We start from the raw sequence: 22,371 nt of genomic DNA, 5'->3' as shown, positions 1-22,371 counted from the left end.
GCCCGCGTCAGCGCAGGTGCTGCCAGATGGCTGCCGCCCAGACGCCGCCGGCCAGCACCAGCGACAGCAGCACGGCCGCGCTGGCGATGTCCTTGGAGCGCTTGGAGAGGTGATGCAGCTCGAAGGACACGCGGTCGACGACGGCCTCGATGGCCGAATTCAGCAGCTCGACGATGAGCAGCAGCAGCAGCGAGCCCAGCAGCAGCGCGATCTGCACCCAGTCGTTGCCCAGCCAGAAGGCCAGCGGCGTGGCGACGACCACCAGCCAGGTTTCCTGGCGGAAGGCGCTCTCGCCGGTGTACGCGGCCTTCAGGCCGGCCCATGAGTAGCCGGCGGCGTGCACGATGCGGTCGAGGCCGGTGCGGCCCTTGTGGGGATTGCTCATGAACGCTGCGGAAGCTGGGTGATGACGCGCGAACCGCTGAGCGCGTCGTGCAGGAATTGTCGCTGCGGGTGCAGGCGTGCGATCAACACATAGGCGGCCACGCCGGCGATCAGGCTGCCGATGATGGCGCCGCCGCCATGCAGACCCAGCGCCCAGACGCTGACCAGCGCGGGCAGGAACCAGAGCCAGCTGAAGGCATACCGCAGCAGCGCGCGGCCCCAGCCCAGCGGCTGTCCGGCGGCATCGACGACGCGCAGATGCCAGGTCTTCATCGCCAGCGTCTGGCCGGAACGGGTCCAGAAGCCGACGAAATACAGGCCCAGCACGGCGAACAGGAAGACGCCCATGCCGACGCGTCCTTGCATGGCGTGCTGCTGGCGCGTCAGCACCGAGTACAGGAAGCCGGTGAAGAACAGCACGCCAAACAGCAAAACGCCTTCGTAGAGGAAGGCGGCGAAGCGTCTCGCCAGGCCCGGGGGCGCGGCGTGCAGATCGACCGGCGCGGTCATCGGCTCGGTGCGGACGCGGTGGGCGCCTTCAGCGACTTGGGCAGCAGCGTCTTCGGGTCGACCAGCGCGGGGTCGGCCACGACCTTGGCTTCACCCGCTGCGTGGTGGCTGGGCAAGGCCAGCCCGCGCGTCATCAGCACGGTGGTGGCGCCCGGCTTGGCCTGGATGAGGCTGCCGGTCACGGGGATGGGCGGCAGCAGCTTGGGTGCCGCCGGAACGATGTTGGACTTGGTCTGGGTGGCCAGTCGCTTGGCCGAATGGGCGGGCGCGGCGGCCTGAGCCTGGCGGCGCGCGACGGCTTTCTCGCCGAGCGCCTGGCGCTCTTCGGGCGTCAAGGCCTGGTAGGCCTCCCACTTGGCCTGGCGCTGCTCGGCGTCGACCTGCTTGGCGACCTGGAAGCCGATGCGGGCGTTCACCCGCTCGGACGGTGACAGGCGTGCCCAGTCGCGCATGCGGTCATGCACGCGGGCCAGTTCGGGCGCCGGCAGCGTGGCCAGCGTCGGCGTGGCGCTCAGCCACTTGCTGCGCTGTGTGGGGCTGATGCCGTCCCAGTCGCGCGCCAGCGGTGCGAGCAAGGCCTGCTGGCTCTGCGTCAAGCCGTTCCAGGCCGGTGGCGCAGTCAGCCCCGGCGCCACCGGCTTGGCGACAGGCACGGGCTTGACCTTGGGCGCGACGCTGGCGGCCGCTTCTGGAGCAGAGGCGGCCTCAGGCGCCTGCGCAAAAGCACAAAGCCCCGCTGCGCTGAGCAGCAGGGCGATCAGCAGGCGGGGTGATGGGGCGGGCAGCGTCGGAGCGGCTCGGGTCATGCGCATCCGGTCATTCTTCCCCATCTCGCAGGAACTCCGCGAAACCCGGGTCGCTGAAGGCGGACGGTGGCAGGTTGTCGCTGAGCAGCGCGGTATCCACTTCGGCGGCTGCGGCGATCTGCTCGTGGATCTGGCCCTGCTGCATCAATAGCAGGCCGGCCAGCAACAGGATCAACGGCAGGAAGGACACGATCTTGGACCACAGACCGCCGTCACCGCCGGCGCCGCGCGGGCCACCGCTCAGGGCCACCGTGGTCCCCATCTGCACCAGGCTGGGGCTGGCGGTGCTCAGCTTCGTGCTGGCGGCGGCGCGGGCCTGGGTGGCACGGGCCAGGGCTTGTTCACGCGCGAAGCGCAGGCGCTCCGACACATCGTGCGGCAGCGCGGCACTGCGCTCGGTCAGGCCGGCAGCCACGCGCAGCCCGAAGCGCGTGACGCGAGCGTCCAACTCGGCAGGAAGGGCGGAAAAATTCGGCGACGTCATAGCGTGATCCCCTTGGCCTTGAGCGCCTTGGCCAATGCATGAACGGCTCGTGAGCAGTGTGTTTTCACACTCCCCTCCGAGCAGCCCATCACCGAGGCGGTCTCTGCAACATCCAGTTCCTCCCAGTAACGCAGCAGGAAGGCTTCGCGTTGACGCGTCGGCAATTGTTCGACTTCGGCCTCGATGCGCTGCAAGATCTGCGCCCGGCCGACCTCGTCGGCGGCGCTGAGCGCGCCCATGGCGCCGTCCTGGGTTTCCAGGATCTCCAGCAGGTCGAAATCGCCGTCGGCATCGCCGCCTTCGAAGTCCGACATGTTGGTCATGACGGCGTTGCGCACCTTCTGCCGACGGAAATGATCCATCGTCGCGTTGGACAGGATGCGCTGGAACAACAGCGGCAACTCGGCCGCGGGGCGGTCGAAGTAGTTTTCCGCCAGTTTGATCATGGCGTCCTGCACGATGTCCAGGGCGGCATCGTCATCGCGGACGACATAGGCCGTGCGCTTGAAGGCGCGGCGGTCCACGGTACGCAGGAAATCGTTGAGTTCTTTGTCGGTGGCCAAGGCGGCAGGCTATCCGGGCAGCAACACAAATTATCGCATCGGCTACTGCATTCGTCTCATACGAAGGCTCGCGCGATTTTGCTCGGCATAATGTTGCTTCGCACAAAGAGTCATGGTCTCTCAGTGGTCGCCCGACTGGGGCCCCATCTGTTGACGCGCAGGTTCCGAATCCGTCTCACGAGGACGAGAAGAGGGGCACCAATGGTTTTTCGTTAGAGAAAATCACAGAGGTTCTAAAAATGGATATGTCTGCCGCGGAAATCAAGCGCGCCGTCCTGGCGCAGCCGCAAACTTCCCCCTCCCAAACACCGACGGAGCTCAATGGCTCCGAGATCCTCGTTCGCTGCCTGCAGGCCGAAGGGGTGCGCCATCTCTGGGGTTACCCCGGCGGCGCGGTGCTCTACATCTACGACGCGCTCTACAAGCAGGACAGCATCCAGCATGTGCTGGTGCGCCACGAGCAGGCCGCCGTGCATGCCGCCGACGGCTTTGCCCGGGCGAGCGGCGAAGTGGGTGTGGCGCTGGTCACCTCGGGGCCGGGCGTCACGAATGCCGTCACCGGCATCGCGACGGCCTACATGGACTCGATCCCGATGGTCATCATCACGGGTCAGGTCCCCACGCCGGCGATCGGCCTGGATGCCTTCCAGGAGTGCGACACGGTCGGCATCACACGGCCCATCGTCAAGCACAACTTCCTGGTCAAGGACGTGCGCGACCTGGCGCTGACGCTGAAGAAGGCCTTCCACATCGCCCGCACCGGCCGCCCCGGCCCGGTCGTCGTGGACATCCCCAAGGATGTGTCTCTCGCCAAGACCACCTTCAGCTACCCGGACCGCATCGAGATGCGTTCCTACAACCCGGTCAAGAAGGGCCACAGCGGCCAGATCCGCAAGGCCGTGCAGCTGCTGCTGCAGGCCAAGCGGCCCTACATCTACACAGGTGGCGGCGTCATCCTGGGTGAAGCCACGGCCGAGCTGCGCGAGTTGGTCGACCTGCTGGGCTTCCCCTGCACGAACACGCTGATGGGCCTGGGCGCCATGCCCGGCACCGACCCGCGCTTCCTGGGCATGCTGGGCATGCACGGCACCTACGAGGCCAACATGACCATGCAGCACTGCGACGTGCTGCTGGCCGTGGGTGCGCGCTTCGACGACCGCGTCATCGGCAACCCCAAGCACTTCGGCTCCGTGGAGCGCAAGATCATCCACGTGGACATCGACCCTTCGTCGATCTCCAAGCGCGTGCGCGTCGACATCCCCATCGTCGGCGACGTCAAGGACGTGCTGCAGGAACTGATCGTGCAGATCAAGGAAGCCCAGGCCAAGCCGGACGCCGCCGCCATCGGCGCGTGGTGGAACCAGATCAACGACTGGCGCCGCAAGGACTGCCTGGCCTTCAAGGGCTCGGACGAGGTCATCAAGCCGCAGATGGTCGTGGACACGCTGTGGCGCCTGACACGCGACCGCGACACCTACATCACGTCGGATGTCGGCCAGCACCAGATGTGGGCGGCGCAGTACTACAAGTTCGACCAGCCGCGCCGCTGGATCAACTCCGGTGGCCTGGGCACGATGGGCGTGGGCCTGCCGTACGCGATGGGCATCAAGCTGGCCAAGCCTGAGTCGGATGTGTTCTGCATCACCGGCGAGGGCAGCATCCAGATGTGCATCCAGGAGCTGTCGACCTGCTTCCAATACCAGACGCCGGTCAAGATCGTCTCGCTGAACAACCGCTACCTGGGCATGGTGCGCCAGTGGCAGCAGCTGGACTACGGCGGCCGTTACTCGCACAGCTACATGGATGCGCTGCCCGACTTCGTGAAGCTGGCCGAGGCCTATGGCCACGTGGGCATCCTGGTCGAGAAGCCGTCGGACGTGGAGCCGGCGCTGAAGGAAGCGATGCGCCTCAAGGACCGCACGGTGTTCCTGGACATCCGCACCGATCCGACCGAGAACGTCTGGCCCATGGTCAAGGCGGGCAAGGGTATTTCCGAGATGCTGCTGGGATCGGAAGACCTGTGAGTGCCTGAAGCCGAAAGCTCTGGCTGGCGTTACCGCGCCAGTCGGGACTTCCGGTGAACAGCGCGATCAGTCCGGCACCGCAGCGAATCCATTCACTCGATCAAGCGCAGCCAAGGTCCGGCGGTTACCGCCGCCGGCACTGAAGAGCGCGAAGGACGAAGACCCCATGAAACACATCATTGCTTTGCTCATCGAGAACGAGCCGGGTGCGCTGTCGCGCGTCGTCGGCCTGTTCTCGGCCCGCGGCTACAACATCGAGAGCCTGACGGTCGCGCCGACGGAAGACCCGTCGCTGTCGCGCATGACCATCGTGACCACCGGCAGCGACGAGGTCATCGAGCAGATCACCAAGCACCTGAACCGCCTCATCGAGGTCGTCAAGGTCGTCGACCTGACCGAGGGCAACTACACCGAGCGTGAGCTGATGCTCATCAAGGTGCGAGCCGTCGGCAAGGAGCGCGAGGAGATCAAGCGCACCGCCGACATCTTCCGCGGCCGCGTCATCGACGTGACCGAGAAGACCTACACGATCGAGCTGACCGGCGACGCCGGCAAGCTCGACGCCTTCATCGATGCGATCGACCGTGCGTCCATCCTCGAAACCGTACGCACCGGCGCCAGCGGCATCGGCCGCGGCGAGCGCATCCTGCGCGTCTGATCCGTCCCACCCCTACACCACAGTTTTTTCCTGGAGCGACCCATCATGAACGTCTACTACGACAAGGACGCCGATCTCAGCCTCATCAAGGGCAAGAACGTCACCATCATCGGCTACGGCTCACAAGGCCACGCCCACGCGCAGAACCTGAACGACAGCGGCTGCAAGGTCACCGTGGCGCTGCGCAAGAGCGGCGCGTCCTGGTCCAAGGCCGAAGGCGCGGGCCTGAAGGTCGCCGAGATCGCCGATGCGGTGAAGACGGCCGACGTGGTCATGATCCTGCTGCCCGACGAGCAGATCGCCGACGTCTACAAGAACGAGGTCGAGCCCAACATCAAGCAGGGCGCGTCGCTGGCCTTCGCGCACGGCTTCAACGTGCACTACGGCCAGGTGCAGCCGCGCGCCGACCTGGACGTCTGGATGGTCGCCCCCAAGGCCCCCGGCCACACGGTGCGCAACACCTACCGCCAAGGTGGCGGCGTGCCCCACCTGATCGCCGTCTACGCCGACAAGACAGGCAAGGCGCGTGACCTGGCCCTGAGCTACGCCGCAGCCAACGGCGGCGGCAAGGCCGGCATCATCCAGACCTCGTTCCGCGAAGAAACCGAGACCGACCTGTTCGGCGAACAGGCCGTGCTGTGCGGCGGCGCCGTCGAGCTGATCAAGGCGGGCTTCGAGACGCTGACCGAAGCTGGTTACGCCCCCGAGATGGCCTACTTCGAGTGCCTGCACGAGCTCAAGCTCATCGTGGACCTGATCTACGAAGGCGGCATCGCGAACATGAACTACTCGATCTCGAACAACGCCGAGTACGGTGAATACGTGACCGGCCCGCGCGTCGTCACGGAAGACACCAAGAACGCGATGCGCCAGTGCCTGAAGGACATCCAGACCGGCGAGTACGCCAAGTCCTTCATCCTGGAGAACAAGGCCGGCGCCCCGACGCTGATCAGCCGTCGCCGCCTGACGGCCGAGCACCCCATCGAGCAGGTTGGCGAGAAGCTGCGCGAAATGATGCCCTGGATCAAGGCCAACAAGCTGGTCGACAAGTCCAAGAACTGATCGCCTTGCAGCGAACAGGAAGGGCCGGTGCCGCAAGGCGCCGGCCCTTTTTTCTTTCAGAGCAGCGCCAGCGTCGCCTCGTCGGGCTGGCCGTCGTAGAACGCGTCCAGCGCTCGGCGGAACAACGGCTCGTCCGAGACCGCATGGAACAAGGTCAGGCAGGAGCGGAACTTCAGCGCGTCGACATCACCCAGCACGCTGATCGCCGAACGATCGCTGTGCGCCAGCATCGCTTGCACGCAGTCGCGCAGCCGTTCGCCCAGCAGCGGATGCGCCAGGTAGGCCTGGGCCTCCGCGCGATCGGCGATGCCGTATTCATGCGCCGCCGCGCTGCGGCCCAGCCCGCGCAGTTGCGGCAGCACGAACCAGATCCAGTGGCCGCTCTTGCGACCCGCCTTCAACTCTGCCAGCGCCTGCTCGTAGCGACCAGCCTGCGCCTCGACAAAGCGTTCCAGGCTCATGCAGCGGGCATGCCGTTGTTCGCCCGCAGCGCCTCGACCGCCTCCTCGGGCAACCAAAGCAGCGTGTTGAGGTAGTCGTCCAGGCAATCGACCAGGCCCTGGCGCGGTCCGTTGCGCCAGGTGTCCGAGCCATAGAACGCGTCCTGCTGCGCGACCAGCTGCTCGCGGCTGGCGAAGGCGCGGATCAGGTAGAAGCTCTCGTGCTCATGGTCCGAGCGGCCGAAGGCGACGACGTCCATGCCGCTGCCGCGCACCAGCGGCAGCGCGGCCTGCACGGCGGCGACGAAACGCTCGGCACAGCCGGGCTTGAGCTTTTAGGTGCGGACTTCGATCAGTTTCATGCGGTGCATCCTAGGCCGCTGGGCTATCCTGCCGCCCATGACTCCCGACCCCATCGAGGACGACGAGCCCAGCCTCGCCGTCCGCCCCCGCCGCAAAGGCATTTATGCGCTGCCCAACGCGATCACGCTAGGTGCGCTGTTCAGCGCCTTCTACGCCATCATCATGGCGATGAATGGCCGCTTCGAGGTCGCCTGCGTCGCCATCTTCGCCGCCGCCATTCTCGACAGCCTGGACGGCCGCGTGGCCCGCATGACCAACACGCAGTCGGCCTTCGGCGAGCAGATGGACAGCCTGTCCGACATGGTCGCCTTCGGCGCCGCGCCGGCGCTGATCGTCTACATGTGGGCGCTGAAAGACATGGGCAAACCAGGCTGGATCCCGGCCTTCGTCTACATCGCTGGCGCAGCCCTCAGGCTGGCGCGCTTCAACGTCAACATCGGCGTGGTCGACAAGCGCTTCTTCCAGGGCCTGCCCAGCCCGGCAGCGGCGGCCATCGTCATGGGGCTCATCTGGTGCGCGGTTGATGCGCCCTGGTACAGCGGCGTCAGCAACATGCCGTGGCTGCGCTGGACCGCGTTCAGTGTGACGCTGTTTGCCGGGCTTTCGATGGTCACGAATGCGCCCTTCTACAGCTTCAAAGTCTTCGACCGCCGGCGCAGCGTGCCGTTCATCGTGCTGGTGGCCATCATGCTCGGCATCGGCCTCATTGCCCTCGATCCGCCCACGGTGTTGTTTGTGATCTTCTGCGTGTACGGCCTGTCTGGCTATGTCATCTACGGCTGGCGCAAGTCCAAGGGCAAGCCCGTCAGCGTGATCTCGACCAGCACCGACGAGCCCGATGAACGCGGCTTGCATCAATAAGCTTTCATGCTAGATTCACGACCCATGAGCCGCGCCACGCGAATTAGCCTGCTACTAGCCCTAGAGGAACCACGGGTTCGCTAGTCAGTCACGCCTACACGCTCACTCTGACCCCAACGGCCCGTATGCAACCGCAGCGGGCCGTTCGTGTTTTCAAAGGCTGCTGGTTGCGCCACCCACCCTCGGATGGAAGACCCATGTTGAAGCAACCGCAGCAAAAGTACCGCGCCTTCGCGCCCATCGCCCTGGCCAACCGCACCTGGCCCGACGCCGTGCTGACCCGCGCGCCGATCTGGCTGAGCACCGACCTGCGTGACGGCAACCAGGCGCTGATCGAGCCGATGGACATTGCCCGCAAGCTGCGCATGTTCCAGCAGCTGGTAAAGATCGGCTTCAAGGAGATCGAGGTCGGTTTCCCGTCGGCATCGCAGACCGAATTTGACTTCGTCCGCCTGCTCATAGCCGGCGGCCACATCCCCGACGACGTGACCATCCAGGTGCTGACGCAGGCGCGCGCCCACCTGATCGAGCGCACCTTCGAGTCGCTGGACGGTGCCCGGCGCGTCATCGTCCATGTCTACAACGCGGTGGCGCCCATCATGCGCCGCGTGGTGTTGGGGCAGGACGAGGACGGCATCGTCGAGCTGGCCGCCTCGCACGCCCGCCAGATCAAGGAACTGGCCGCCGCGCGGCCGGGCGTGGACTGGCGCTTCGAATACTCGCCCGAGATGTTCTCCGGCACCGAGCTGGCCTTCAGCAAGCGCGTCGTCGATGCCGTGACGACCGTCTGGGCGCCTACACCGGATCGCAAGTGCATCATCAACCTGCCGTCCACCGTCGAGCACAGCACGCCCAACATCTTCGCGGACATGATCGAGTGGATGCACCGCCACTTGGAGCGCCGCGACAGCATCGTGCTGTCCGTGCACCCGCACAACGACCGCGGCACCGGCACGGCGGCGGGTGAGTTCGCGTTGATGGCCGGTGCCGACCGCGTCGAGGGGTGCTTGTTCGGCAACGGCGAGCGCACCGGCAATGTCGACCTCGTCAACATTGCGCTGAACCTGTACACGCAGGGCGTGGACCCGCAGCTGGATTTCTCCGACATCGACGAGGTGCGCCGCTGCGTCGAGCACTGCACGCAGATCCCTGTGCACCCGCGCCACCCCTACGTCGGCGACCTGGTCTACACGTCCTTCTCCGGTTCGCACCAGGACGCCATCAAGAAGGCCTTCTCGGCCCGCCAGGAGGGGGAAATTTGGGACATGCCCTACCTCCCCATCGACCCCAAGGACCTCGGCCGCAGCTATGACGCGGTCATCCGCGTGAACAGCCAGTCCGGCAAGGGCGGCATCGCCTACCTGCTGGAGGCCGAGTACGGCCTGGAGCTGCCGCGCCGCCTGCAGATCGAGTTCAGCCAGGTCGTGCAACGCGTCATGGACGATGCCGGCAAGGAGCTGACCGCCGCGGACATCTACGCCATCTTCGAGCGCGAGTACGGCATCGGCGACGCCGCAGCGTCCGTCGTGCAGCCGCAGATGACCGAGGTCACCGGCGGCGCGATGCGGCTGTCCGCCGAAGTCGTGCTGGGCGGCTGGATGGGCCATGTGCAGGGCGAGGGCAACGGTCCCATCGACGCCTTCGTCAACGCGTTGTCGACCCGCCTGGGGCAGGAGGTGAGGGTGCTGGACTATCACGAGCATTCCATCGGCAGCGGCGCCGATGCGCGCGCCGTGGCCTACCTCGAGCTGCGCGTCGGCGACGTGACACGCCACGGCGTGGGCATTGATGGCAGCATCGTGCGTGCGTCCATGCAGGCCATCCTGTCCGGCCTGTCGCGCGCACCCGTGGCCGTACCGCAAACACGAGAGGAAAACGTGCGATGACCGACAAGCTGATCATCTTCGACACCACGCTGCGTGATGGTGAGCAGTCGCCGGGTGCGTCGATGACGCGCGAGGAGAAGCTGCGCATCGCCCGCCAGCTGGAGCGCATGAAGGTCGACATCATCGAGGCCGGCTTTGCGGCGTCCAGCAACGGCGACTTCGAGGCCGTGAAGGCCATCGCGGCGGCCGTCAGGGACAGCACCATCTGCTCGCTGGCCCGCGCCAACGACCGCGACATCGCCCGCGCAGCCGAAGCCCTGGCGCCCGCGCAGCGGTCGCGCATCCACACCTTCATCGCCACCAGCGAACTCCACATGGAGAAGAAGCTGCGCATGACGCGCGAGCAGGTGCTGGAGCAGGCCACGCTGGCCGTGCGCTTCGCGCGCAACCTGTGCGGCGACATCGAGTTCTCGCCGGAGGACGGCTACCGCTCCGACATCGACTTCCTGGCCCGCGTCTGCGAGGCGGTCATCAAGGAAGGCGCCGGCACGATCAACATCCCCGACACGGTGGGCTATGGCATCCCCGAGCTGTACGGCGACTTCATCCGCCGGCTGCGCGAGAAGGTGCCCAACTCCGACCAGGCGATCTGGAGCGTGCACTGCCACAACGACCTGGGCATGGCGGTCGCCAACTCGCTGGCCGGCGTGAAGATCGGTGGCGCGCGCCAGGTGGAGTGCACCATCAACGGGCTGGGCGAGCGCGCCGGCAACTGCTCGCTGGAAGAGGTCGTCATGGCCGTGCGCACGCGGCGCGACTACTTCGGCCTGGACGTGGGCATCGACACCACGCAGATCGTGCCGGCCTCCAAGCTGGTGTCGCAGACCACCGGCTTCGTCGTGCAGCCCAACAAGGCCGTCGTCGGTGCCAACGCCTTCGCACATGCCTCGGGCATCCACCAGGACGGCGTGCTGAAGGCGCGTGACACCTACGAAATCATGCGTGCCGAGGACGTGGGCTGGGCCGCCAACAAGATCGTGTTGGGCAAGCTGTCGGGCCGCAACGCCTTCAAGGCGCGGCTGCAGGAACTGGGCATCCAGCTGGAGAGCGAGACCGAGGTCAACGCGGCCTTCCAGCGCTTCAAGGACCTGGCCGACCGCAAGAACGAGATCTTCGACGAGGACATCATTGCGCTGGTCATGGACGAGTCCGTCATTGCGGATGACGAGCACTACCGGCTGCTGTCGCTGTCCCAGCGCAGCGAGACCGGCGAGCGCCCGCACGCGGCCATCGTCTTCTCGATCGGCCACCAGGAGCACCGCGCCGAGAGCGACGGCAACGGCCCGGTGGACGCCACGCTGCGCGCCATCGAGTCCATCGTGTCGTCCGGCGCCGAGATGCTGCTGTACTCGGTCAACGCCATCACCGGCGGCAGCACGGAGTCGCAGGGCGAGGTGACGGTGCGCTTGCAGCACGCCGGCCGCATCGTCAACGGCGTGGGCGCCGATCCGGACATCATCGTCGCCTCGGCCAAGGCCTATCTGTCGGCGCTGAACAAGCTGCAGAGCAAGACCGAACGCGTAGCGGCCCAGGGCTGACGCTCCCCGGGGCTGGGAAGCCGCCGGGCCGCGTGTAACCGGCGTGACCCGCGTCACGCCTGTCGCAATCGTTACCAGCCGGCGTGGAATCTGGCGCGGAAAGACCGCGCTGCTCCAGGCTCGAAAGCGGGTCGGCGACCTCAGAATTGCGTCCAGAGGTCAGGTCCGCAGGCAGCGTGCGGTTCGGCTGGCCGGCAATCCTTGGCATTCGGGCGCGCCCGGATTCCTAAGCCTTGTCGGCCAAGGCCTACTTGCGAGCGTTGGAGTCAGCTGCAAAGCGAGAGAGCCGGTGGCAGGCCTGTGGTGCCTTTCCCCCATAAGCGGGGCAAGAGTTCACTTGAGGTGTTTCACTTAAGTTCTTATCTTGTCAGTGTTTTTGGTGGCGCTTACACTGCCGCCCAGCTGTTGGGGACCCCGTTGAAGCCTTTTGCCGCCGCACTATTGAGCCTGAGCCTGCTGTCCTTTGTGGGCACCACCCAGGCCGCCGCCACCGCCAGCAAGTCCAAAACCAGCGCGACGCAGACCCGCAAGGTCAAGTCCGTCGTGCTGCGCAAGCAGGCCGTCGCCATCCCCGTCCTGCCCGCCGTGCCCACCTTCGGCCAAGTCGCCGGCCTGCATGACGTGGACGACCCGCTGGCGCTGAAGTCCAGCGTCGCCTACGTGCTGGACCAGGACACCAACGAGGTGCTGTTCTCCAAGAACCCGCAGGCGGTGCTGCCCATCGCGTCCATCACCAAGCTGATGACGGCCCTGGTCGTCGTCGAGGCCGGCCTGTCGCTGGACGAGAAGCTGACGGTGACCGACGAGGACATCGACAACGAGAAGTTCACCCGCTCGCGCCTGGCCGTCGGCACGACGCTGACACGTGGCGACATGCTGCATCTGGCGCTGATGGCCAGCGAGAACCGCGCCGCCCATGCGCTGGGCCGGCACTATCCGGGTGGCCTGAGCGCCTTCGTGAGCGCGATGAACGCCAAGGCCCTGAGTCTGGGCATGGCCGACACCCACTATGTCGAGCCCACAGGCCTGTCCAGCCGCAACCAGAGCAGCGCAGCCGACTTGGCCAAGCTCGTCAACGTGACCAGCCAGGTACCGCTGCTGCGTGACCTGTCCACGTCCCGCGAGGCGCGCGTGGCACTGGGCAAGCGCATGGTGCAGTTCCGCAGCACCAACGGCCTGCTGTCCAGCCCGGTGTGGGACATCGGCCTGCAGAAGACGGGCTTCATCAACGAAGCCGGCAAGTGCCTGGTGATGCAGGCGAGCATGGCCGGCCGCAAGCTGATCATGGTGTTCCTGGACTCCAGCGGCAAGGCGTCGCGGATTGCCGACGCCGAGCGCATGCGCAAGTGGCTGGCGACGCTGCCCGGCGAGCAGCCGGCGACGGCTTCCGCCAAGCTCTGAACCGCAGGGCATCCCAAGCAAAACGCGGCGCCGAGGCGCCGCGTTTTGCTTGGTGGCTGTGCTCAGCCTCGGTGGCCCAGCGCCGACGAGATCTGCGCAGCGGTTTCCTTCAGCCGCACGACCCAGTTCTCCTCCAGCCGGTCGGCCGGTGCCGAGATCGACAGGCCCGCGACCAGCTTGGCCTGGTCGTCGTAGATGCCGGCGGCCATGCAGCGCACGCCCAGCTCCAGCTCCTCGTCGTCGCGCGCGATGCCGCGTTGGCGCACCATCGCCAGCTCGCGTTCCAGCGCGCCGATGTCGGTCAGGCTGTTGCGCGTGTGGCCAGACAGGCCCGTGCGCGTTGCGTACGCGCGCACGCGTGGGCTGTCGTCACTGGCCAGGAAGAGCTTGCCCACGGACGTGAGGTGCAGCGGCGCACGGCCGCCGACGGCGCGCACGACCTGCATGCCCGAGCGTTCGGAATAGGTGCGCTCGATGTAGACGATCTCGTCGCCCTGGCGCACCGACAGGTTGACCGGCTGGTGGGTGAACTTGTGCAGCTCGCGCATGGCCGGCAGCGCCGCGTCGCGCACGTCCAGCCGCGCCTTCACCAGGTTGCCCAGCTCCAGCATGCGCATGCCCAGGCGATAACTGCCGGCTTCCGGTCGGTCGACATAGCGACCCAGCGTCAGGTCATTGAGAATGCGGTGCGCCGTCGACGGGTGCAGGCCCGTGGCCTCGGACAAGGCCTTCAGCGACACCGGATCCTGGTGGCTGGCCAGCACGTCCAGCAGCGAGAACATGCGCTCCAACACCTGGATCGCCGGGGTCTGCTGGGCCTCTTTCGGTTTCATGGCGTCATTGTGGGGGAGATTGCTGGTGTTTTGTATGGCGAAAGCAGGGTTCAGCAGGTGGCAAGCTGTTGCGATGGCCTTGCTGGCCTGGAGTGCCGTGAGCCAGGCCGCCGAGCCGGCCCCAGCGGGGACCGAAGCGCGCTGGAGCCGGGTGCCGCGCCTGTACGGCCGCGTCACGGCCAATGAGCTGGGCCTGGTCATCAACACGGCCGATCCCTACTCGGTCAGCGTCGGCGAGTACTACGCCAAGCGACGCGGCATCCCGGCGGGGCAGATCGTGCGCGTGCAACTGCCGCCGCGCAACAGCCTGACGCGCGAGGAGTTCACGGCGCTGGACCAGGCCATACGCAGCCAGATGCCGGAGCATGTCAACGGCCTGGCGCTGGCCTGGGTGCAGCCCTATGCGGTGGAGTGCAACTCGCTGACCAGTGCGCTGGGCATGGGCCTGCAGTCCGATGTCTGCGCCAACCACTGCGCGGCGACGCGCATCAATCCGTACACCGGTTATTTCGGCGCCAAGCCCTGGATCGTCATCGGCCTGCGCCCGACCATGCAGCTGGCCGCCCGCTCGGTGCCGGCCGCGCTGGCCATGATCGAGCGCGGCATCGCGTCCGACCACACGCTGGCCGCGGGCACGCCCGAACCGGCCATGGCCTATCTGGCCGCCACGCCCGACGCCGCGCGCAATGTGCGCGAGCGCCTCTTCCCGCCGGCGGGCGCGGTGCCTGGCGTCACGGGCTTCGAGGTCGCCCGCGTCAGGAGCGACGCGCTGCCGGTGATGCGCCGCACGCTGGTCTACGAGACGGGCCTGGCCCGCGTGCCGGCGCCGCTGGGCGGCGAATGGCTGCCCGGCGCGCTGGCGGATCACCTGACCTCGTTCGGCGGCCAGCTGGAGCGGCCGGTGGGCGACGGGCAGATGAATGTGCTGGACTGGATTGACGCCGGCGTGACGGCCACCTACGGCACGGTCAGCGAGCCCTGCAACCATGTGCAGAAGTTTCCCCACCCGCAGATGCTGATCCAGGCCTATGCCCAGGGCGTCAGCGCGCTGGAGGCCTACTGGCACAGCGTCGCCTGGCCGGCTCAGGGCGTGTTCGTGGGTGAGCCGCTGGCGGCGCCGTTCGCGACGGTGCCGATTCCCTGAGCCGCAGCCCGGCCGGCCCGCACGGCGCCTTCCAGCGTGGCGGGGTAGGGGCCATCGACATAGTCGCCGGCAGCCCACAGCCCGGGCGCGATCTGAGTCGACGGCCGAGCGAGGCCGGGCGTGCAGGCAAACGTCGCACGCTTCTCGGTCAGCACCTTGTCGACAACGGGCGGTGTGGCCCAGCGCAGCTCGCGCAGCGCCTGCGCCAGCACGGCTTCGGCGCAGCCGCCGCGTGCGACCCAGTCGGCCGCGCCGCTGACGACGAAGGCGAAGCGCCCCGGCGCGCCGCCCAGCTGGCCGTGATCGAAGACGAACTGGGCCGGCGCCTCCGGCCCCTCACGCAGCGCCAGCATTGGCGCCGGCAGGGCGCTGCCGGGGCTGTGCAGGTAGACGGTGATGATGGGCTCGAAGCGAAGCGCCTGCGCGGTGGCCGACCAGGTCGGTGAGAGGGCAGCGGTCAGGCGTGCCGCCTCGACGCTGGTGCAGGCCAGCAGGACGGCGCCGAAGGCCTCGCCGTCGACGCGCCAACCCGGCTCGATCTGTTGCACGCGATGGCCCAGCCGCAGCCGGTTACCGAGCCAAGCGGTCGCTGGGCCGGCAAGCAGGTCGGACAGAGGGCGCCTCGGCAGCAGCAGGTCGGCGCTGCCCGCGCCGCTGAACAGCGCGTCCTTCAGCACGCGCAGGAACACCTGGGCGCTGGCCTGCGGAGCCGGCGTGTTCAGCGCGGCCACGCACAGTGGCTCGACGAGGTCGCGCTTCACGGTCGCTGGCAGGCCGGCGCACAGCTGGGCCACGCTGAGGCGCGCATCGCAGCTGAAACCGCGCGCCAGCCAGCCGCCGGCCGCCATCAGCAGACCGAGCCGCGCCGCAAGCGGCCAGCCGCGATGCGCCAGCACGCCGCGCGTGAAGCTGATCAACGGCGCGCCTGGCGGCAGCTGCAGGCCAGCTTCGCCGGGGTAGGGCAGGGCGAGCGGCAGGCGCTTGAGCACCTGTTCTGGATCGGCGCCGAGGCGGCGCATCAGCGCCAGGCTGTCACGGTAGGCGCCGATGAGGATGTGCTGGCCGTTGTCGTACGGCGGCTCGCCCGGGACGCTGCGCGAGCGGCCGCCCAGCTGCGGCGCCATCTCGAAGACGGCGATGTCGTGACCCGCATCGGCCAGCGCCACGGCCGCCGCAATGCCGGCCCAGCCGCCGCCAACGACGGCGACTTTCAACGGCCGCGCCAATTGGTTTTCATCGCGATCCACAGCTTGCGCAGCGGCGTCAATGCAATGCGCTGGTGCAGCACCTGGAAGTTCTCGCGCTCGATCTCGACGAGCAGTGCACGGTAGATGTTGGCCATCATCAGCCCCGGCTTTTGCGCCGCGCGGTCGGCCTCGGGCAGCAGCCCGAGCGCCTCGTCGTAGGTCTGGTGGGCGCGCTCGGCCTGGAACTTCATCAGCGCCGTGAAGCGCTCGCTGTAGCCCCAGGGCGCGCTGCGCAGCAGGATCTCGTTGGCCTTCACGCCGAACTGCTGCAGCTCGTTCACCGGCAGGTAGATGCGCCCGCGCCGCGCGTCGTCGCCGACGTCGCGGATGATGTTGGTCAGCTGCATCGCCAGGCCCAGCTTGTGGGCGTAGGCGATGGTCTGCGGCTGCGTGCGGCCGAAGATGCTGCTGGCGACCTCGCCGACGATGCCGGCGACCAGATGGCAATAGCGCGCCAGCCCGGGGTAGTCCAGATAGCGCGTCTGCTGCAAGTCCATCTCGCAGCCTTCGATGACGGCGTTCAGGTGGTCGATGCGGATGTCGTAGGTGGCGGTGTGCGGCATCAGCGCTTTCATCACCGGGTGGCTTGGCTGGCCGGCGAAGGCGCTGGCCACCTCCTTGCGCCACCAGGCCAGCTTGGTCGCGGCGACACCGGCGTCCTGTGTCTCGTCGACGACGTCGTCCACCTCGCGGCAGAAGGCGTAGAAGGCGGTGATCGCGGCGCGGCGCGGCGGCGGCAGGAACAGGAAGGCGTAGTAAAAGCTCGAGCCGCTCGCGGCGGCTTTCTCTTGGACGTATTGCTCGGGGGTCATGATCTGGCCCGCATTGTCAGCGCGCGCCAGGCCAGGCGCGGCAAGTCCCAGGCCCCGAGTGCGGGGCGATGCAGCAGGCTGTCGTAGCCGCGGGCGGCGATCTTGTCGAGGATGGCCAGGCCGCCCTGCACGACGAAGCGCAGCTCCCAGCCGGCGCGGCCGGGCAGCGTCAACGCCAGCGGCGCGCCCTCCAGCATCAGCGTGCGCGCCCAGCCGCACAGATCCTGGATCAGCGCCCGGGCGGCCGGGCTGTCGCGGCAGGCCAGCACGTCGGCGGCCGCAACGCCGTGGCGGTCCAGATCAGCTTGCGGGACATAGAGGCGCTCGTTCGGGCCGTCACGGCTGAAGTCCTGCCAGAAGTTGATCAGTTGCAGCGCCGAGCAGATCGCGTCCGAACGGCGCAGCGACGTCGCATCGGCCACCCCGTACAGCCCCAGCAGCAGGCGCCCGACGGGGTCGGCCGAGCGGCGGCAATAGTCCAGCAGATGGGCGCGGTCGCGGTAACGCGGCGGCGCCAGATCCTGCTCGAAGGCGTCCAGCAGGTCGTGCAGCAGCTTGGGCTGCAGGCGCGGCAACTGGCGCGCCAGTGGCACGAAGACCTGCGGCCAGCGCCGCGACGGTGCTCGCCCGGCGACCACGGCACTCAGGTCGGCGCGGTAATCGCGCAACGCCTGCACGCGTTCGGCGCTGGTGGCGTCGCCTTCATCGGCGAGATCATCGGCGGTGCGCGCAAACTGGTAGATGGCGACGACGGCCGGTCGCAGCGCCGGCGGGCAAAGCCACGAGGCCACGGGAAAGTTTTCGTAATGGTCGACGCTCATCGAGCTCAATCTTCGATTTGTCAATGAGGTTTGACAGTTGTCACCAGGCCTGCATACATTACTGACCCGCCGGTCATTAAATTTTAGGCCGTTCACCCTGACGAGGTCTGCATGCCCCATCTTCTGCGTCTCGCACCGCCCCTGTTGTTGGCGGTCCTGCTATCGGCCCTGGTGTCGGGATGCAGCAAGCAAGCCGCCGCCCCAGAGCCGGAGCGCGCGGTGCGCACCCAGCTCGTCAGCGCCAGCACGGCGAGCGCCAGCCATGAGTATGCGGGCGAGGTGAAGGCGCGCGTCGAGTCGCGCCTGTCCTTCCGCGTCAACGGCAAGTTGCTGAGCCGCGCGGTCAATCTGGGCGACACGGTCAAGGCCGGCCAGGTGCTGGCCCGCATCGATGCCCAGGACCTGAAGCTGGCCGAGGCCGCAGCGATGGCCGGCGTGAACGCCGCAAGAACCAACCGTGACCAGGCCGGCGCCGACTACAAGCGCTTCGTCGACCTGCAGCGCCAGGGTTTCATCAGCGCCGCCGAACTGGAGCGCCGCGATTCCGCCTTCAAGTCTGCCCAGGCCCAGCTGGAGCAGGCCAAGGCCCAGGCCGATGTGCAGGGCAACCAGGCGGGCTATGCCCAGCTGGTGGCGGACGGCGCCGGTGTCGTGACCGGCGTGGATGCCGAGCCGGGCCAGGTGCTGGCCGCCGGCACGCCGGTCGTGCGCATCGCGCTGGACGGGCCGCGTGACATCGTCTTCGCCGTGCCCGAGGACCAGGTCGTGCGCGTGAAGGCCGCCGCCGCACTGCCTGGCGCGTTGAACGTGCGCCTGTGGGGGGGCGACAAGGTCTATCCCTTGAAGCTGCGCGAGGTGGCCGCCGCGGCAGACCCGGTGACGCGCACCTTCCTCGTCAAGGCCGATGCCGGCAAGCTGGACGTGAAGCTGGGCCAGTCCGCCATCGTCGTGCTGAACCTGCCGCAGACGGCGGGCGTCATCAAGCTGCCGCTGGCGGCCGTGCTGCAGCAGAGCGGCAAGACCTCGGTCTGGGTGCTGGACGGCGCATCGATGACCGTCAAGCCGCAGGCCGTGCAGGTGGCCGGCGCCGAAGGCAACGAGGTCATCGTCGCCGCGGGGCTCACGCCAGGCCAGGAGGTGGTCGTTGCCGGCGTGCATGTGCTGAACCCGGGCCAGAAGGTCAGGCGCTACGTGCCGCCGCGCACGGCGAGTTCGCCCACCCCCCCTGCGGCTCCCGCAGCGTCTCGCTGAGCCGGGGCCGCGCATGACTTCCCCGACACCGAAGCAGCTCCAAGTGGGTGGGTTCAACGTCTCCCGCTGGGCGCTGGAGCACCCGGCCCTGACGCGCTACCTGATGGTGGTGCTGATGCTGATGGGCTTCGTCGCCTATTTCCAGCTTGGCCAGGACGAGGACCCGCCGTTCACCTTCCGCGCGATGGTCATCCAAGCCTTCTGGCCGGGCGCCACGGCCCAGCAGATGGCCGACCAGGTCACCGACAAGATCGAGAAGACGCTTCAGGAGGTGAGCCATGTCGACAAGATCCGCTCGTACACCAAGCCCGGTGAGTCGCTGACCGTCTTCCAGCTCAAGGACAACACGCCGCCCAAGGAGGTCTCCGACCTCTGGTACCAGACGCGCAAGAAGATCGGCGACATGCGCGGCACGCTGCCCGCGGGCGTGTTGGGGCCGGTGTTCAACGACGAGTTCGGCGACGTCTACGGCTCCATCTACGCGCTGTCCGCCGACGGCTTCAGCCGCGAAGAGTTGCGCGAGCACGCTGACCGTGTGCGCCAGGCGCTGTTGCAGGTCAAGGACGTCGCCAAGGTCGAGATCTTCGGCGTGCAGCCCGAGAAGCTCTTCATCGAGGTCTCGCAGAAGCGCCTTGCGCAGCTGGGCCTGGACTTCAACCAGGTCATCAACCAGATCGGCGCGCAGAACGCGGTCGAGGGCGCCGGCCTGCTGAACGCCGGCAGCGCCAACTTCCAGGTGCGCGTGCAGGGTCAGTTCACGACGGCGCAGGCGCTGGCCGACGTGCCCATCCGCGCCGTCAACCCGCAAAGCGGTGTGGCCAGCCAGATGCGCCTGGGGGACATCGCCGAGATCAAGCGCGCCTACGTCGACCCGCCGGCCACCAAGGTGCGCCACCAGGGCAAGGAAGTGCTGGCGCTGGGCGTGTCCATGGCCAAGGGCGGCGACATCATTGCGATGGGCAAGGCGCTGAATGCCGCGCTCAAGACCATAGACCGCGACCTGCCGGCCGGCGTGCAACTGGAGCAGATCCAGGACCAGCCCAAGGCCGTGTCGACGTCGGTGGGCGAATTCGTCCATGTGCTGATCGAGGCCGTCGTCATCGTGCTCGCCGTCAGCTTCATCTCGCTGGGCCTGCACACCAAGCCGCTGCGCATCGACATCTGGCCCGGTCTGGTCGTCGGCATCACCATCCCGCTGGTGCTGGCCATCACCTTCACGACCATGTTCTATTGGGGCGTGGGCCTGCACAAGATCTCGCTGGGTTCGCTGATCATTGCGCTAGGCCTCTTGGTCGACGACGCCATCATTGCGGTCGAGATGATGGTGCGCAAGCTCGAAGAGGGCTACGACAAGATGCACGCGGCGACCTACGCCTACGACGTGACGGCCATGCCCATGCTGACCGGTACGCTCATCACGGCGGTCGGCTTCCTGCCCATCGGTCTGGCGAAGTCGACGGTGGGCGAATACACCTTCGCGATCTTTGCCGTGACGGCTGCGTCGCTGGTCATCTCCTGGGGCGTGTCGGTCTATTTCGTGCCCTACCTGGGCGCGCTGCTGCTCAAGGCCAAGCCCGCTGCCGAGGGCGAGGTGCACGAACTCTTCGACACGCCGTTCTACAACCGCTTCCGCGGCGTCGTGCGCTGGTGCGTGGAGAACCGCTGGAAGACCATCGGCCTGACGCTGCTGGTGTTCGCGCTGGGCATCGTCGGCATGGGCCGGGTGCAGCAGCAGTTCTTCCCGGACTCCAGCCGCCCGGAGGTGCTGGTCGACCTGTGGCTGCCCGAGGGCTCGACCATCCAGGAGACCGAAGCGCTGGCCAAGCGCTTCGAGGCGCGCATGCTGAAGGAGCCGGCCATCGCCACGGTGACCACCTGGATAGGTTCCGGCGTGCCGCGCTTCTACCTGCCGCTGGACCAGATCTTCCCGCAGGCCAACGTCACGCAGTCCATCCTGGTGCCCAAGAGCCTGACCGAGCGCGAGGAGCTCAGGAAGCGCCTGCCGGCCCTGCTGGCCGAGGAATTCCCGGAGGCGCGCGGCCGCGTGAAGCTGCTGCCCAACGGCCCGCCGGTGCCCTACCCCGTGCAGTTCCGCGTCGCCGGGGCCGACCCCAAGATCGTGCGCGACTGGGCCGACAAGGCCAAGGACATCCTGCGCACCAACCCCAACATGCGCGGCGTCAACGACAACTGGAACGAGAACGTCAAGATGCTGCGCCTGCGTGTCGACCAGGACAAGGCGCGTGCGCTGGGCGTGACCAGCCAGGGCCTGGCACAGGCGTCGCGCACGCTGCTGTCGGGCACCGTCATCGGCCAGTACCGCGAGGCCGACAAGCTCATCGACATCGTGCTGCGCCAGCCGCTGAACGAGCGTGCCGTCATCACCGACCTCGCCAATGCCAACCTGCCCACCAGCTCGGGCCGCACCATCCCGCTGACGCAGATCGCCAAGGTCGAGTTCGACTGGGAGCCCGGCGTCATGTGGCGCGAGGGCCGCAACTACGCGGTCACTGTGCAGGGCGACGTCGCCGAAGGCCTGCAGGGCGCCACGGTGACCAAGGAGGTCTGGCCGCAGCTGGACGAGTTGCAGAAGCGCATGCCCATCGGCTATCGCATCGAGATCGCCGGCGCGGTGGAGGAAAGCAGCAAGGGCCAGGGCTCCATCGCGGCCGGCGTGCCCATCATGCTGTTCATCACCTTCACGCTGCTGATGTTGCAGCTGCAAAGCTTCAGCCGCGCGATGCTGGTCTTCCTGACCGGCCCGCTGGGCATCGCCGGCGTGGCGGGTGCGCTGCTGCTGCTGAACCGGCCGTTCGGCTTCGTCGCGCTGCTGGGCGTCATTGCGCTGATGGGCATGATCATGCGCAACTCGGTCATCCTGATCGACCAGATCGAGCAGGACCGCGCCCGTGGCGTGCCGGACTGGTCGGCCATCGTCGAGTCCGCCGTGCGGCGCTTCCGTCCCATCGTGCTGACCGCCGCGGCGGCGGTGCTGGCGATGATCCCGCTGTCGCGCAGCGTGTTCTGGGGCCCGATGGCCGTGGCCATCATGGGCGGTCTCATCGTCGCCACCGTGCTGACGCTGCTGGCACTGCCGGCCATGTACGCGGCCTGGTTCCGCGTCGAGCGGCCCGAGGAGCACAGCCGCATGCACAGCCGGCTGCACACCGAACCCGGCGAACAGCTCTAAGCTGTTTTGCTAGGGTTTTGCCGCCCCGTGGACCGGGGCGGCGGGCAGGCCGCGCGGCATCGCTACAATCGCCGGTTTGCCGAATCGCCTACG

21 protein-coding genes are annotated in these 22,371 nt (G+C 67.6%); 10 read left to right on the top strand and 11 right to left on the bottom strand.

The window, feature by feature from the left end; genetic code table 11:
- Positions 1–7: 7 nt before the first annotated feature.
- Genes AC1D29_RS02385 through AC1D29_RS02365 form a run of 5 tightly spaced genes read right to left on the bottom strand, consistent with a single transcriptional unit; the run spans position 8 to position 2,747 of the window.
- Entirely contained in the window at positions 8–385 is a 378-nt protein-coding gene (locus AC1D29_RS02385) for a diacylglycerol kinase (RefSeq protein WP_477894282.1), read from the bottom strand.
- Entirely contained in the window at positions 382–894 is a 513-nt protein-coding gene (locus tag AC1D29_RS02380; RefSeq protein ID WP_477894281.1) for an RDD family protein, read from the bottom strand. The genes AC1D29_RS02385 and AC1D29_RS02380 overlap by 4 nt, the downstream gene beginning before the upstream one ends.
- Complete coding sequence (locus AC1D29_RS02375; protein ID WP_477894280.1) at positions 891–1,700, bottom strand: DUF3106 domain-containing protein; 810 nt, start codon at positions 1,698–1,700, stop codon at positions 891–893. Before AC1D29_RS02375 ends, AC1D29_RS02380 begins: the two co-directional genes overlap by 4 nt.
- A gap of 10 nt (positions 1,701–1,710) precedes the next feature.
- Complete coding sequence (locus tag AC1D29_RS02370) at positions 1,711–2,184, bottom strand: DUF3619 family protein (protein WP_477894279.1); 474 nt, start codon at positions 2,182–2,184, stop codon at positions 1,711–1,713.
- Positions 2,181–2,747 (bottom strand): RNA polymerase sigma factor, encoded by a 567-nt coding sequence (locus AC1D29_RS02365; RefSeq protein ID WP_477894278.1) that lies wholly within the window; start codon positions 2,745–2,747, stop codon positions 2,181–2,183. The genes AC1D29_RS02370 and AC1D29_RS02365 overlap by 4 nt, the downstream gene beginning before the upstream one ends.
- A gap of 239 nt (positions 2,748–2,986) precedes the next feature.
- Here AC1D29_RS02365 and AC1D29_RS02360 point away from each other — a divergent pair, with 239 nt between their 5' ends.
- The 3 genes from AC1D29_RS02360 (at position 2,987) to ilvC (ending at position 6,491) form a co-directional block, all read left to right on the top strand.
- Positions 2,987–4,771, top strand: coding sequence for an acetolactate synthase 3 catalytic subunit (locus AC1D29_RS02360; protein WP_477894277.1), 1,785 nt, complete (start codon positions 2,987–2,989; stop codon positions 4,769–4,771).
- Between the two features lie 166 nt (positions 4,772–4,937).
- On the top strand, positions 4,938–5,429 hold the full coding sequence (gene ilvN / locus AC1D29_RS02355) for an acetolactate synthase small subunit (RefSeq protein ID WP_056198275.1): 492 nt from the start codon (positions 4,938–4,940) through the stop codon (positions 5,427–5,429).
- Between the two features lie 45 nt (positions 5,430–5,474).
- The gene (ilvC, locus tag AC1D29_RS02350) at positions 5,475–6,491 is read left to right on the top strand and encodes a ketol-acid reductoisomerase (RefSeq protein ID WP_477894276.1); all 1,017 of its coding nucleotides are present in this window, start codon (positions 5,475–5,477) and stop codon (positions 6,489–6,491) included.
- A gap of 56 nt (positions 6,492–6,547) precedes the next feature.
- Here ilvC and AC1D29_RS02345 read toward each other — a convergent pair whose 3' ends face one another.
- A complete protein-coding gene (locus tag AC1D29_RS02345; protein ID WP_477894275.1) occupies positions 6,548–6,952 on the bottom strand; it encodes a DUF1810 domain-containing protein in 405 nt (134 codons plus the stop codon).
- On the bottom strand, positions 6,949–7,227 hold the full coding sequence (locus AC1D29_RS02340; protein WP_477894274.1) for an NIPSNAP family protein: 279 nt from the start codon (positions 7,225–7,227) through the stop codon (positions 6,949–6,951). Before AC1D29_RS02340 ends, AC1D29_RS02345 begins: the two co-directional genes overlap by 4 nt.
- Before the next feature lie 103 nt (positions 7,228–7,330).
- On the opposite strand from AC1D29_RS02340, the gene pssA reads away from it, so the two are divergent.
- From pssA to pbpG, 4 genes are all read left to right on the top strand, one after another.
- Positions 7,331–8,155 (top strand): CDP-diacylglycerol--serine O-phosphatidyltransferase, encoded by an 825-nt coding sequence (gene pssA, locus AC1D29_RS02335; RefSeq protein ID WP_477894273.1) that lies wholly within the window; start codon positions 7,331–7,333, stop codon positions 8,153–8,155.
- A 197-nt stretch (positions 8,156–8,352) separates the two neighbouring features.
- Positions 8,353–10,041: a 2-isopropylmalate synthase gene (gene leuA, locus AC1D29_RS02330; RefSeq protein ID WP_477894272.1), complete on the top strand. Its 1,689-nt coding sequence runs from the start codon at positions 8,353–8,355 to the stop codon at positions 10,039–10,041.
- Positions 10,038–11,579, top strand: coding sequence for a 2-isopropylmalate synthase (locus AC1D29_RS02325; protein ID WP_477894271.1), 1,542 nt, complete (start codon positions 10,038–10,040; stop codon positions 11,577–11,579). The genes leuA and AC1D29_RS02325 overlap by 4 nt, the downstream gene beginning before the upstream one ends.
- Before the next feature lie 417 nt (positions 11,580–11,996).
- A complete protein-coding gene (gene pbpG, locus AC1D29_RS02320) occupies positions 11,997–12,980 on the top strand; it encodes a D-alanyl-D-alanine endopeptidase (protein ID WP_477894270.1) in 984 nt (327 codons plus the stop codon).
- 62 nt (positions 12,981–13,042) lie between these two features.
- Here pbpG and AC1D29_RS02315 read toward each other — a convergent pair whose 3' ends face one another.
- Positions 13,043–13,813, bottom strand: a complete 771-nt coding sequence (locus AC1D29_RS02315; RefSeq protein ID WP_477894269.1) for an IclR family transcriptional regulator — start codon at positions 13,811–13,813, stop codon at positions 13,043–13,045.
- Positions 13,814–13,886: 73 nt separating this feature from the next.
- On the opposite strand from AC1D29_RS02315, the gene AC1D29_RS02310 reads away from it, so the two are divergent.
- The gene (locus AC1D29_RS02310) at positions 13,887–14,957 is read left to right on the top strand and encodes a TIGR03790 family protein (RefSeq protein ID WP_477894268.1); all 1,071 of its coding nucleotides are present in this window, start codon (positions 13,887–13,889) and stop codon (positions 14,955–14,957) included.
- Here AC1D29_RS02310 and hpnE read toward each other — a convergent pair.
- The 3 genes from hpnE to hpnC are packed head-to-tail and all read right to left on the bottom strand — an operon-like array spanning position 14,897 to position 17,837.
- On the bottom strand, positions 14,897–16,171 hold the full coding sequence (gene hpnE / locus AC1D29_RS02305; protein WP_477894267.1) for a hydroxysqualene dehydroxylase HpnE: 1,275 nt from the start codon (positions 16,169–16,171) through the stop codon (positions 14,897–14,899). The genes AC1D29_RS02310 and hpnE overlap by 61 nt on opposite strands.
- The gene (gene hpnD / locus AC1D29_RS02300) at positions 16,168–17,016 is read right to left on the bottom strand and encodes a presqualene diphosphate synthase HpnD (protein ID WP_477894266.1); all 849 of its coding nucleotides are present in this window, start codon (positions 17,014–17,016) and stop codon (positions 16,168–16,170) included. The genes hpnE and hpnD overlap by 4 nt, the downstream gene beginning before the upstream one ends.
- Positions 17,013–17,837: a squalene synthase HpnC gene (gene hpnC / locus AC1D29_RS02295; protein WP_477894265.1), complete on the bottom strand. Its 825-nt coding sequence runs from the start codon at positions 17,835–17,837 to the stop codon at positions 17,013–17,015. The genes hpnD and hpnC overlap by 4 nt, the downstream gene beginning before the upstream one ends.
- Positions 17,838–17,948: 111 nt before the next feature.
- Between hpnC and AC1D29_RS02290 the strand changes: the two genes are divergently transcribed.
- The gene (locus AC1D29_RS02290) at positions 17,949–19,088 is read left to right on the top strand and encodes an efflux RND transporter periplasmic adaptor subunit (protein WP_477894264.1); all 1,140 of its coding nucleotides are present in this window, start codon (positions 17,949–17,951) and stop codon (positions 19,086–19,088) included.
- Positions 19,089–19,101: 13 nt separating this feature from the next.
- Positions 19,102–22,278, top strand: coding sequence for an efflux RND transporter permease subunit (locus AC1D29_RS02285; protein ID WP_477894263.1), 3,177 nt, complete (start codon positions 19,102–19,104; stop codon positions 22,276–22,278).
- Positions 22,279–22,371 lie beyond the last annotated feature (93 nt).

The organism is Roseateles sp. P1_C6, from assembly GCF_056406315.1.
This window is presented reverse-complemented; position numbering and strand designations above follow the sequence as displayed.